This window comes from Alteromonas sp. Cnat2-8 (assembly GCF_022348355.1).
Classification (GTDB): Bacteria; Pseudomonadota; Gammaproteobacteria; order Enterobacterales; family Alteromonadaceae; genus Alteromonas; species Alteromonas macleodii.
The window spans coordinates 570,271-582,268 of sequence record NZ_JAKREX010000004.1; the positions used below are offsets into that span (position 1 = coordinate 570,271).

Consider the following 11,998-nt stretch of genomic DNA (forward strand, 5'->3'; position numbering starts at 1 on the left):
TTGCAAAGTGCCCAACATACTGAAAGTTACGTTTTACTAAATAATTATTATATCAGCGCTTAGCTAGGACTTAGAAAACCCACCTTTGCGCATACTTTTTATCCAAAGCGCATGTTTTCTGTATTTAACATCTCAATTTATGGGATTTATTCATTCGCTTTCCTTGCTAAAATTTGACTTTTAGTGCGATAATTATCGATGTTTTTAACACGATTAAATTCACGTAAAAAGAAAGGTGTGGAACAGGCATTTCGTTGCCGCACTTTAACAATGTGAAACACAGCGTTATAAAAACAACAACAAGACCGAAAATCAGCACGCATCTGAGTGTGTTGTTTTAACTTGTAAACGATAAAAGCATGGTTTGAGCGTCGGTGACATCAGCAATGATAAGTGTTCGATGAAATAACACATTCATACCGACCCCGCGAGAGAGGCAACGACTACACTGCCGTAAAAAGCGAGGCCATGCTTGCGAACATAAAATAAGTTTGCCGTTTAGCTAACAGAATTAAATGACAATTGAGTGGCAAAAATGATGCCGCTTGAAAAAATGAAATGAGTAATAAGGGCTAGTCGCTCCCGACATCCTTAAAGCAGTGTGAACATGAATGCATCTGTACGATTATACGTGTCAATTCACGATCGTATGGGTTTGCGCTTAAGATAAAGGCGCTTGTTTATTCGCGTGAGTGTTTGCCCACCAGGGATAATGCGACGTTACAACAAGGTCCCCGTCCAGCCGTGAGGTTGCGCGGTGAGGGTTTGCACATGTCACTTTAATTTTGTGTCTTAACGGCTGTACGAAAACAGAGTTAGATACAATGAAAAGAATGTTAATTAATGCAACTCAGCAAGAAGAGTTGCGCGTTGCTCTTGTCGATGGGCAACGGTTGTATGATTTAGATATAGAAAGTCCAGGACACGAGCAGAAAAAAGCGAACATCTACAAAGGTAAAATTACCCGCGTTGAACCCAGCTTAGAAGCTGCTTTTGTTGACTACGGTGCAGAGCGCCATGGCTTCCTACCCCTCAAAGAAATTGCCCGCACTTACTTCCCTAAAGGTTACAAATTCGAAGGCCGCCCTAACATCAAAGATGTGATTAAAGAAGGCCAAGAAGTAATTGTTCAAATTGATAAAGAAGAGCGCGGCCAAAAAGGCGCTGCATTAACTACATTCTTATCGCTTGCAGGCAGTTACCTAGTGCTTATGCCAAACAACCCTCGCGCTGGCGGTATTTCACGCCGAATAGAGGGCGATGAGCGTACAGAGCTTAAAGAGTCACTAAGCAAATTGGACCTTCCTGAAGGTATGGGTTTGATTGTTCGCACTGCAGGCGTTGGCAAATCTTACGAAGAGCTAGAATGGGATTTAAAAGTCTTGCTTACCCATTGGGAAGCTATCTCTAGCGTTGCTGAAGAACGTGAAGCCCCTTTCTTGATTCACCAGGAAAGTAACGTAATTGTTCGTGCTATCCGCGACTACCTACGTCGCGATATTGGCGAAATCCTTATCGATAAAACCAGTATTTATGAGCAAGCTTTACAGCACATTCAATTGGTGCGTCCTGACTTTGCAAATCGCGTAAAGCTCTATCGTGGTGAAGTGCCGTTATTTAGTCACTACCAAATCGAAAGCCAAATTGAGTCTGCATTCCAACGCGAAGTGCGTTTGCCTTCTGGCGGCTCAATTGTTATCGACCCAACAGAAGCACTAACCTCTATAGATATTAACTCTGCCCGTGCAACAAAAGGTGGTGATATTGAAGAGACAGCGCTTAACACAAACCTAGAAGCGGCAGACGAGATTGCCCGTCAACTGCGTCTTCGTGACCTAGGTGGATTGGTTGTAATCGACTTCATTGATATGACGCCAGTACGTCACCAACGTGAAGTTGAAAACCGCATGAAAGACGCGGTGAGAAGCGACAGAGCACGAGTGCAATTGGGTCGCATTTCTCGCTTTGGCCTTTTGGAAATGTCTCGCCAGCGTTTACGCCCTTCTTTAGGCGAATCAGCGCATCACGTGTGTCCTCGCTGTTCTGGTCACGGTACCATTCGAGGCACTGAGTCTTTGGCACTGTCTATTCTTCGTATTTTGGAAGAAGAGAGTATTAAAGAAAACACGGGGCAAATTGAAGCACAGTTGCCTGTTCCAGTTGCGACGTATTTACTTAACGAAAAGCGTAAGTCAATTCAGCTTCTCGAAAAGCGCCACGGTGTTGATTTACTGCTTATTCCTAATGCAAACCTAGATACACCGCACTACCAGGTATTACGCAGACGTCCAGATGACGTTATATCTGAAGCGAGTTACGACGTAGAGTTAATGCCTGCGGTAGAAGCTGAGACGGAAACAACGACTTCTGCACCGGTTAAGCGCGAAGAGCCAGCACTGAAAGGCCTTGTTGCACCAACGGCTGCACCTGTAGTTGCGCCAAAAGAAGAAACAGCAAAGAAAGCCGACGATGTACCTTCACTATTTGCCCGATTTGGCAAATGGATTAGTGATTTATTCGGTAGCGAAAGCGAAGAAGAAACCAATAAAGACAAGAAGCCACAGTCTGGTAATAAAAATAGAAACAACCGCAGCCGCAATAATGACGACCGTCGCCGCAAGCCGCGCAACAAGAACAATCGTCGTGGCAATCAGTCTCAAGGTAAAGACCAGAACCGCGATGGTGAGCAGCAGGATAATCGCAAACCGCGCAGCGAGCAGCAGCGAGACCAGCGTCAAGATCAAGATGATAAGCGCAATAACAAAGGTCGTAAGCCTCGTAAGGCACAGCAACCACGCGATGAGCAACAAAAGCCTAAGCACGAAAAGCAAGATGGCGAGCAGCAAGAAAACCAAGCGCAGAAGAAGCGTGAAGTTGCTGAACGTAGAAAACGTCGTGATAAACGCCGCAGCGTTCGTGTGAAGAAAGATGACAACGCGGTGAATACTGCTGAACAAAGTGAAGCGCAGGCCACACCAGTAGCCAAAGAAGCGCCAGTGCAGCACAAAGCTAAAGCTGACACCAAGCCTAAAGCGCCGAAAGCAGAGTCACCGGTTGAAAACACTGCTGAACAGAAGAAGGATGAGCAAAAGCCAGCAGTCAAAGCCGCGCAAAAGCCAGCGGATAAACCTGCTGAAGCGAAGCCAGTATCGGATGCTGTTAAGGGTGAAGATGACTCATCAGCGGTAACTAGTGATGCCGTTGACGGCACTGATGCAAATACCGACGCTAACAGTGAAGAGCATGGTCAAAAACGTGAAGGCCGTGGCCGTTCACGCCGCTCTCCACGTCACGTTCGTGCGGCTGGTCAACGTCGTAAGAAAGAGTCGCAGCAAGTTGACGATTCAGACACGCAAGCTAAACAGCCTGGTGAGTTGTCACCGCAGCAGCCAGAAGCAGAAGTTGAAGCGACAGCTAAGACAGATGCACCTGTTGTCGAAGAAACACAAGCAAAAGAGCCTGGGCAGTTAGCGCCAGCTGAAGAGCAACCTGTTTCTAAGCAAGAGAAAGCAAAGCTTGACGTTGAAGCCGTTCAGGACGAACTTCAGTTTGATGCAGAGCCTTTAGCGGGTAAAGAGCCTTCAGCGGATGCAGAGCCTTCAGCGGGAAATAAGCCTTCAGCGGATGCAGAGCCTGTAGCGAACGATAAACCTTCGGAAGCTGTAGACTCAACTGATGAAGTAACGTCAGCAGACGATAACGCGACAACTGAAGCTAAACCGGCTAAAGAAGCTCAAACTTCAGTGCAAGAAAGCAACGTTGAAGTAACAGCTCCGGCAGCACAAGCGGAACCGGCAGTTGAAGCTAAAACAACGCAAGCTGATACGGCGTCAGAAGCTAAAGACGAAGCAACGGCATCGCCAGAGCAAGTTGAAATAAACTTGGCTGACGCACCTGTAGTTGCAGAACCAGAAGCACAGCTGCAAGAAGCGAAAGCACATACGCCAGCGGCTAAAGAAGAAGCTGAAACAACAGCAGCGCCTTCTTCGAGCCTAGCAGCGAGTGGCAAAGGAAAGCGTGGTGCATCGCACCCTATGGCATTGCCTGCAGCAGTAAACGACGCATTTGTTGATGTAGCGCTTACCGCTAAAGCTGACGACACACGACCTGCACTCGCAGTATCGGGTAAAACTGCAGCGATGTCGCACGTAACGTCACGTGCATCAGCAGTAACAACGCTTCCTCAGTCGGTAGATGACGTTGCCGAAGTAGCAGCAGTGGCTGAATAATTTTCAGTCGCTAGTGCGCTACTAGCTAATTGATGTAAAAGCCGCTTTCGAGCGGCTTTTTTGTTTGCTAGTGTACGTTTAACATCGAGTCCGAGTTGAGAATAAAATGTCAGATACGGTAAACCAGCAGTATATAGATTGGTTAAGCCAAGTATGTAGCGCGCAAGTATTAGACACACAAATGATTCAACCTCTTTGGAGTGGCTACGGAGCATGCTTTCGTGCCACTTTGGGCTATCCCAATAGTACTTTTTCAAAGAATCACGACGAGAGAAGCCCTTTCCAAGAAAGCCAGTATCACCAAGCTCAACAAAACCCACTTGGCGCGCAACAAGGTGGAGACGAAGCAGCGCTAAAAGTAGTTGTGAAATGCGCCACTCCGCCACACAGGCTCTCACACCCTAAAGGCTGGAATGGTGAAGCTAGCCACAACCGTAAGTGCCAATCTTTTAAGGTAGAGAACTGTTTTTATAGCGACGTTCAAGTCCAAACTGATGCGTCGTGCCGTACAGCTAAATGTTTAGGGCACAGCCAACAGGGCGAAGCCTCCCTTCTTGTTATGGAAGACTTAGCACACAGTGGCTATTCTCGCACGGCCTCTTCACTTACCGCTGCGCAATGCATCACTGTTCTAAAATGGCTTGCCAACTTTCATGCACGCTTTGTCAATGTAAGAGATGAATTTGATAGCCGAAGTTTACAATTATGGCCTGAAGGCACTTATTGGCACTTGGCAACCCGTGCAGATGAGTTCAATGCCATGTCGGATGGATTACTAAAGCAACATGCTGTCGATATATCTACCACGTTAGGCGACGCTCACTATCACACTTTGGTGCACGGCGATGCTAAAGTGGCTAACTTTTGTTTTACCGAAGATTTTTCTGACTGTGCAGCTGTCGACTTTCAGTACGTGGGTTATGGCGCAGGCATAAAGGACGTGGCGTATTTTTTGGGCAGTGCCCTATCAACCCAAACCCACATGAAACATCGTGATGCATTGCTCGATAACTACTTTCAAGCGCTCGAAGATGCGCTACACACTCGATTGGCTAACAATGATAGTTCGGCTTGTTTCAAGCGTGCTGATATTGCGCTTATCATTGCTGAATGGAAGTACCTGTACCCCTTCGCCTGCGCTGACTTTTATCGGTTCTTAGCGGGTTGGAGCCCCGAACACTGGAAAATAGATGAAGAGCTCCAATATCAAACAGATATTGCCTTGTCTATTCTTGAGCGCACGGCTTAAACGATTACGTTTTCATAGTGATCACGACTTTTATGAACGTACTTTTTTTCTCTTTCGCGCCCTTTTTTACGTTCTATTTCTACACCAATTCAGACGACATGTCGCTGGTAGCCCATCTGCTTAGACTTACTATTTTATTGCCGTGAAACTGCACCATTAAATTACATTTAGCGTATATAGTGACAAATAATCATAACGCTGCTGCCAATGTACAAACGTAAACTCTACCTTTTTGGGCTACTTTCCACTTTTATTCTGTTGATTGCTTTAGCCAGTGCAGCCATATCTGCGCATTTAACGCGCACTAACTTAGCGCAAGCTCAACTCGCTCAATCCCTGCTGTCAGAGCACCAGCAGTTATCAAGTATTTCCTACAGGCTTTTCAAACAGCTAACCGATGAGCTTATTTTTGGCAAGAATGCGAACCAAGCGAAAGTGAGAAACAAACAACAACAAATAGAAAACTCGTTGAACCGTATAAAATCTCTGGAACTTGCCCAACGCGAAGCACTAGGGCTTGAGGCAACATTAGGAAGTGTTGAAGATACCGATGAACTTGAAGCGCTGATTCAAGGCATTGTGGAAGAGTTTAGAACTATTGCACTAAGTAACGACAGTACTCCACTTAATCAACAGCAGCGCCTTCAAACATTACTAGAAGTAACTATCGACAACCAGTTTAGGGAGGCCATCAACTCTGCAGTAAACCGCCAAACAGGCGTTGTATCGCGCATTAACGCTAGCATTGAAACGCTAAACAGCAGCATTGTGTGGTTTACTATCAGTTTAGGCCTTATCACCTGTCCTTTCATTCTGCTGGGTTGTTATTGGCTATTCAATGCCCTGTATCAGCCGCTTACAGTTATTCGCACGGGTACCGATGCCATTGCCTCGGGAAACTACCACTATCGATTGCCTGAAACCCTGGATAGCGAATTTACTGACTTGGTCAAAGCACTAAATTCGATGATAGCGCGACTACAAGAACACGAAGACCAGGCTGATGCCCATCGTAAGCACTTAGAGTTTGAAGTGGAGAGCCGAACCCGGGCTTTAAAAGAAGCCAACAATAAACTCACTCAGCTGGACGCAAAGCGCCGACAATTTATGGCTGATGTAAGTCACGAATTGCGCACGCCGTTAACCATTATTCGTGGCGAAGCGCAGGTAACCCTTAGGCAGGCTGCGGCTAGCAACGAGATTTATAAAGAAACGCTAGAAACCATACTTGAGCAAGCCGTGAACTTAAGTAAGTTGGTTGATGATTTGCTGCTGCTAGCGCGTGCCGAGATGCACGAATTTACTGTAGATTTGGTTAAATCTGACTTACATAACCTGCTTACACAAAATATGGCGTTATGGCAAAAGCTCACAAAGCCAAGAGACCTAGATCTTAAATGGCTTGCCAATAATGAGGTCCAAGTGCTCATCGACAAAGACAGAATTGCGCAGGTACTGACCATCCTTATCGAAAACGCGCACAAATATTCTTATCCCGATACGCCTATTGTGCTGCGCGTTGAGAGCGAAGGCCCGAATATCAACGTATCGGTCATTGATAGCGGTGAAGGCATTTCTTCAAGTGATTTGCAGCACGTTTTTGAACGCTTCGTTAGGTTAAAGCGCAAAGGCAATGGAATGGGGCTAGGTTTGTCTATCGCTAAAGCGATAGCAGAAGCCCACCACGGTACACTGAGTGCGCATTCCACATTAGGTAAAGGCTCGCAGTTCACGTTGACGCTGCCAGTTTTACAAGACCACGCGACTAGGGCCTGATGACCGTTGCTGTACATTTTTGCAGCGGTCAACAGGCCCCAATAACAACCGTTAAGTAACTTCGAACGACTAGGATCATAACAACAATGAAAATTCTTATTGCTGATGACGAAGCCCCCTTGCTACGCTTTCTATCACGAGGCTTAAGCGCTGAAGGTTTTGAGTGCATCGAAGAGTCGGCATTACACAACTTAGTCACGCGCATTCGTCATGAAGCCCCTGCTATTATTGTACTTGATCGCATGTTTGGTGATGAAGATAGCGTAGAGCTGCTGCCCGCAATCAAGTCGCTTCCCCATGCCCCTATGGTTTTGTTGCTAACCGCGGTGGACGAAGTACGCGAGCGCGTGAATGGTTTAAAACAAGGCGCGGATGACTATTTGTGCAAGCCATTTGACTTTGACGAACTACTTGCGCGCATAACGGCCTTAAGCCGAAGAGTGACGAATACACCGGTTACCCAATTAGGCCTCACCATCGGACCGTTAAACATCGATGACGAGTCACGTATTGCGACATTGTCTGGGGAAGAGATTTCACTCACCAAACTAGAATACGACATGCTCTACTACTTCGCAGAAAATGCTGAAAAAGTGCTGTCTCGAGAACGCATATTAAGTCGAGTATGGCGAAGTCACAGCGATCCGCTAACTAATGTTGTTGATGTGTATATCAGTAGGCTGCGACAAAAGCTTCACAGCAGTGATGCCATATTTATTGAAACTCTGAGAGGCAACGGCTATCGGTTGACCACCAGAAAATAGTCGTTTCGTCTCATTAGCTATTGCATTCATGTGTTATCCCGCCTAATTTGAACACTCGTTCAAATTTTATAAAGGATAATTATGGCTCGCTCACCTTCTTCATTACTCTCAAGGCTATGTTGCGCAACCGCTGTAGGCATTAGTCTATTGTCATCACCAGTCTTCGCTCAGACAGACACCAGAGGTGCCGCGCAGCCTGATAAGAATACAGCAATGTCTGCACGGGAATTGCGAGCACCAAAGGTTATCTTTTTCGATGTTAATGAGACCTTACTTGACCTCACCGCCATGCGCAGCTCGGTAGGCGAAGCCTTGGGCGGTCGAGATGATTTGTTGCCACTGTGGTTCTCTACTATGCTGCATCATTCACTGGTTGATTCAACGACTGGCCGCTTTCATACCTTTGGAGAAATTGGCGTTGCCTCCTTGCTGATGGTGGCTGAAATTGAAGGTATTGAATTGACCAAAGCGCAAGCGAAAACGGCAATTGTCACGCCATTGCGAAGCCTACCACCCCATCCTGACGTGCGCGATGGCTTACAGGCACTTAAAAACAAGGGTTATAAACTAGTAAGCCTTACCAACTCGTCTAATCAAGGCGTATATACTCAATTTAAGAATGCTGATCTTTTGTCTTATTTCGACGAGCGACTAAGTGTAGAAGACATTAACTTATATAAGCCCGATACACGCACGTATGAGTGGGCTATTGAAAAAATGGGTATAGCAGCAGAAGACGCTATGTTAGTGGCGGCCCACGGTTGGGATATTGCTGGTGCTAAACAGGCAGGCTGGCAAGCCGCGTTCATTGCACGCCCCGGTAAGGTACTTTACCCGTTAGCAATAGCGCCTGACACGGTGGTAAGCGGACTAGATGAATTAGTCTCCCAATTACCCGATGCCAAATAAGCGTTAGGGTTGATGGTATCTAGGTGCACATAAAAGCACAGCTTAAAGGTTGGCACGGGTAAACATAATTATTAGGTTAAACGCCTGGGCCATAAAAGGTCATGCAAACCAATATTTCGAGCTAGGCACTGAGCTACGCTGTTGCCGTGCCTGCTCTTTTCATATCGATGTGAGGAATATCGTCTTCCAAGTACATAGTCGAGGTGGCTTCAAACCCAAAACCTTCATAAAACCGTTTTAAATACTCTTGCGCGCCAATTTCAATATCACAGCCTGGCCATAACGCCTCACAATGATCAATGGCTTCACGCATAAGTGCTCTGCCCGCCCCTTTACCTCTGAACGCTTCGCTGGTAGCTACTCGACCGATACTCACCGATGGATAACTAACCCCTTCGCCAAGTAATCGTGCACACGCTACCAATTTGTTATCTTGAAACCCCATTAAATGATGAGTTTTTGGATGGCGGTCTTTTTCGTCAAGCTCCGGATAGGCACAGTTTTGCTCAACGACAAAAACATCGACACGCAGCTTGAGCAAGTCGAAGAGTTGATGATTAGTCAGTTCATTAAATGTAAGTGATTGCCAGGAAACCATGTTGCCTCGATGATTTTTTATTATTAACGTTTGAGTAGCGCCTTTAACAGATCCTGTTAAAGTTTTAGATGTCAAAATACAAATTTTAAGATGCCAATTTTAAAATACTAACTTTAAAATCTCTGCGACGATAACGATTGGTTTAGTGTAACGCAACCCATTTTGCCCACAACTTATGCTGCAGCCTGAGCACCACACGCGTAGGCCAAGATACTCTGGATTATTCAGGCCCTAGGGTTAAGGTACTCGTTGTTCGCCAACCCTGCCTTGACATAGTCAATGAACATTTTAACCTTAGTAAGGTTCTTACGCCCTTCAACACTTACCACCTGTATAGGCAACTTTTTGTCTTCCACATCTTCTAACAAACTTACCAAATCACCACTTCTAAGTGCTTCTGCAACCTGATAGGACATCAACCGAACAACCCCAACGCCTGCAATGGCGGCGTTAATAGCCGCTCTATTTTGGTTGGATTGAAAACGAGGTGTGAGCTTAATGGCAATAGGTCTGCCGTTTTTGTGATACGTCCATACCGCTGGCTCGTTAAAGCGCGTCGGATAAAGCACACTATGCCGTTTTAAATCTTCTGGCTTTTTTATGGCCGGGCTACTCGCCAAGTAGCTAGGCGCCGCACAGGTTACACGCCGTACGTATCCTACCGTAACACCGTAAAGCGAGGAGTCTTTCGGGTTACCTATACGTATTGCTACATCCATATTGCTATCAATTAGATTCACCACATCGTCGTGAAAATGCCCGTTAACCCTAATGTCGGGATAGTCCTTAAGGAATTGGGATATTATTGGCGTTACATAACGTTCGCCGAACAAAATGGGTGCCGTGATATTAAGCTCACCTCTGGGCACTAAATCAATGCCAGACACAGCAGCTTCACTTTGCTCAATATCTGCCAGTATACGTGAAACATGAATAAGGTAATGTTCACCAACCTCACTCAATTTCACTTGCCGCGTTGTGCGATGAAAAAGTCGAGTATTTAACTGTGCCTCTAAATGTGCAATACACCGAGTAACCGCAGGCGCTGACATCGACATCGCGTCTGCAGCTCCTACAAAGCTTCCCGACTTAGCAGCCTCTGCAAACACTCTCATGCACAAAAGCTTGTCCATATTATTTCACTCAATGAAATTATAAATTTCAAAAATAGCTAATTATTAAATAAAAGGAAAGTTCTAGTATCGCTCTCAGCTTTTGCACGTTTTCGTTCAGGTTAACGTTTTTACACTACAGCCCAATGCCTACAGGAGTTATTTATGAGACCACCGCTTCCCCCCTTTTCACCTGAAACCGCAGCGCAAAAAGTGCGCCTTGCTGAAGACGCATGGAACACCAAAGATGCGGTAAAAGTTGCAGGTGCTTATACCTTTGACTGCCGTTGGCGCAACCGAGCAGAATTTATTGAAGGACGTGCTCAAATAGTGAGTTTTTTGACGAGAAAGTGGAACAAAGAGCTCAACTATAAATTAGTAAAAGAGCTATGGGCATTCAACGCAAACCGTATAGCAGTGCGCTTTGCATACGAGTACAAAGACGATTCTGGTCAATGGTATAGAGCTTACGGTAATGAAAATTGGCAGTTCAACCTTGATGGCCTAATGGAAAAACGTATTGCCAGTATCAACGAACATCCTATTTCAGAAAGTGACCGAAAGTTCACGTGGGATGGCGAACGACGCCCTGACGATTTTCCCACGCTGTCCGAGCTTGAGCTGTAAACAATGTTGATAATAACACCCAACTAACCATTTCTATTGAGAGGATGAATTTATGACAAATCCAACAAGCAGAACATTGCCAAAAAGCCCTATTGTTTTGATTCAAAACCCTAAATCTGGCCACTGTCACAAAGTTTCATTGTTTATGACACTGAATGCCATCCCTTTCACAACCGTTGAGCCTGACATGGCCAAAGGCGAGCACAAGAGTGATCGCTTCAGCTCACTTAACGTGTTTAAACAAGTTCCCGTGATAACAGACGGTGATATCACTTTGGCTGACTCCAATGCCATTCTGGTTTATTTGATCCACGCATACGCAGACAGTGACTATTGGCTAGGAAAGGACGCCAAAGAAAAAGCGCTAATTCAACGCTGGCTATCAGTCTCAGCGGGTGAACTTGCTAAAGGGCCGGCCGCCGCGCGATTGGAATACGTATTTGGAGCAACGATTCATGTGCCCACAGTACTAGCCACCAGCGAGACGTTACTTGCAAACATGGAGGCTCATCTAGGAAACACTGTAAGTGCTTTTTTGGTTGGCGAACACGTTACCGCAGCAGACATCGCTATGTATTCGTATATAGCTCATGCCCCTGAAGGAGGAATATCGTTGTCCAAGTTTCCTCTTATCAATGCCTGGATAAATGCGGTTGAGAGTCTGGATAATTTTGTCCCAATGCCAGCGTCTGACATCGCACCAGCGCGCAATACCAGTCCGCATAGTTAATTGA

9 protein-coding genes are annotated in these 11,998 nt (G+C 45.9%); 7 read left to right on the plus strand and 2 right to left on the minus strand.

Annotated features, from left to right (window positions below; all coding sequences use genetic code 11):
• The first annotated feature begins 824 nt into the window (after positions 1-824).
• The 5 genes from rne (at position 825) to MHN00_RS13420 (ending at position 8,927) form a co-directional block, all read left to right on the plus strand.
• The gene (gene rne, locus MHN00_RS13400; protein WP_239301424.1) at positions 825-4,229 is read left to right on the plus strand and encodes a ribonuclease E; all 3,405 of its coding nucleotides are present in this window, start codon (positions 825-827) and stop codon (positions 4,227-4,229) included.
• Positions 4,230-4,335: 106 nt separating this feature from the next.
• On the plus strand, positions 4,336-5,478 hold the full coding sequence (locus MHN00_RS13405; protein WP_239301426.1) for an ecdysteroid 22-kinase family protein: 1,143 nt from the start codon (positions 4,336-4,338) through the stop codon (positions 5,476-5,478).
• 207 nt (positions 5,479-5,685) lie between these two features.
• Positions 5,686-7,254 carry a HAMP domain-containing sensor histidine kinase gene (locus MHN00_RS13410; RefSeq protein ID WP_239301428.1) on the plus strand — a complete coding sequence of 523 codons (1,569 nt, stop codon included), beginning with the start codon at positions 5,686-5,688 and terminating at the stop codon, positions 7,252-7,254.
• Positions 7,255-7,340: 86 nt separating this feature from the next.
• Positions 7,341-8,018 carry a response regulator transcription factor gene (locus MHN00_RS13415; protein WP_014949203.1) on the plus strand — a complete coding sequence of 226 codons (678 nt, stop codon included), beginning with the start codon at positions 7,341-7,343 and terminating at the stop codon, positions 8,016-8,018.
• Between the two features lie 81 nt (positions 8,019-8,099).
• On the plus strand, positions 8,100-8,927 hold the full coding sequence (locus MHN00_RS13420) for a haloacid dehalogenase type II (protein ID WP_014976317.1): 828 nt from the start codon (positions 8,100-8,102) through the stop codon (positions 8,925-8,927).
• A 133-nt stretch (positions 8,928-9,060) separates the two neighbouring features.
• Here MHN00_RS13420 and MHN00_RS13425 read toward each other — a convergent pair whose 3' ends face one another.
• Together MHN00_RS13425 and MHN00_RS13430 are read right to left on the minus strand one after the other, a co-directional pair.
• A complete protein-coding gene (locus tag MHN00_RS13425) occupies positions 9,061-9,525 on the minus strand; it encodes a GNAT family N-acetyltransferase (RefSeq protein WP_039229671.1) in 465 nt (154 codons plus the stop codon).
• A gap of 224 nt (positions 9,526-9,749) precedes the next feature.
• On the minus strand, positions 9,750-10,658 hold the full coding sequence (locus tag MHN00_RS13430; protein WP_014976315.1) for a LysR family transcriptional regulator: 909 nt from the start codon (positions 10,656-10,658) through the stop codon (positions 9,750-9,752).
• Between the two features lie 144 nt (positions 10,659-10,802).
• On the opposite strand from MHN00_RS13430, the gene MHN00_RS13435 reads away from it, so the two are divergent.
• Both MHN00_RS13435 and MHN00_RS13440 read left to right on the plus strand, forming a co-directional pair.
• The gene (locus MHN00_RS13435) at positions 10,803-11,264 is read left to right on the plus strand and encodes a nuclear transport factor 2 family protein (protein ID WP_014979105.1); all 462 of its coding nucleotides are present in this window, start codon (positions 10,803-10,805) and stop codon (positions 11,262-11,264) included.
• A 52-nt stretch (positions 11,265-11,316) separates the two neighbouring features.
• The gene (locus MHN00_RS13440) at positions 11,317-11,994 is read left to right on the plus strand and encodes a glutathione binding-like protein (RefSeq protein ID WP_239301430.1); all 678 of its coding nucleotides are present in this window, start codon (positions 11,317-11,319) and stop codon (positions 11,992-11,994) included.
• Positions 11,995-11,998 lie beyond the last annotated feature (4 nt).

Coding starts and splice junctions, on each gene's coding strand:
- MHN00_RS13405 (WP_239301426.1), top strand. CDS start 4,336: ATGTCAGATACGGTAAACCAGCAGTATATAGATTGGTTAAGCCAAGTA.
- MHN00_RS13415 (WP_014949203.1), top strand. CDS start 7,341: ATGAAAATTCTTATTGCTGATGACGAAGCCCCCTTGCTACGCTTTCTA.
- MHN00_RS13410 (WP_239301428.1), top strand. CDS start 5,686: ATGTACAAACGTAAACTCTACCTTTTTGGGCTACTTTCCACTTTTATT.
- MHN00_RS13430 (WP_014976315.1), bottom strand. CDS start 10,658: ATGGACAAGCTTTTGTGCATGAGAGTGTTTGCAGAGGCTGCTAAGTCG.
- rne (WP_239301424.1), top strand. CDS start 825: ATGAAAAGAATGTTAATTAATGCAACTCAGCAAGAAGAGTTGCGCGTT.
- MHN00_RS13420 (WP_014976317.1), top strand. CDS start 8,100: ATGGCTCGCTCACCTTCTTCATTACTCTCAAGGCTATGTTGCGCAACC.
- MHN00_RS13425 (WP_039229671.1), bottom strand. CDS start 9,525: ATGGTTTCCTGGCAATCACTTACATTTAATGAACTGACTAATCATCAA.
- MHN00_RS13440 (WP_239301430.1), top strand. CDS start 11,317: ATGACAAATCCAACAAGCAGAACATTGCCAAAAAGCCCTATTGTTTTG.
- MHN00_RS13435 (WP_014979105.1), top strand. CDS start 10,803: ATGAGACCACCGCTTCCCCCCTTTTCACCTGAAACCGCAGCGCAAAAA.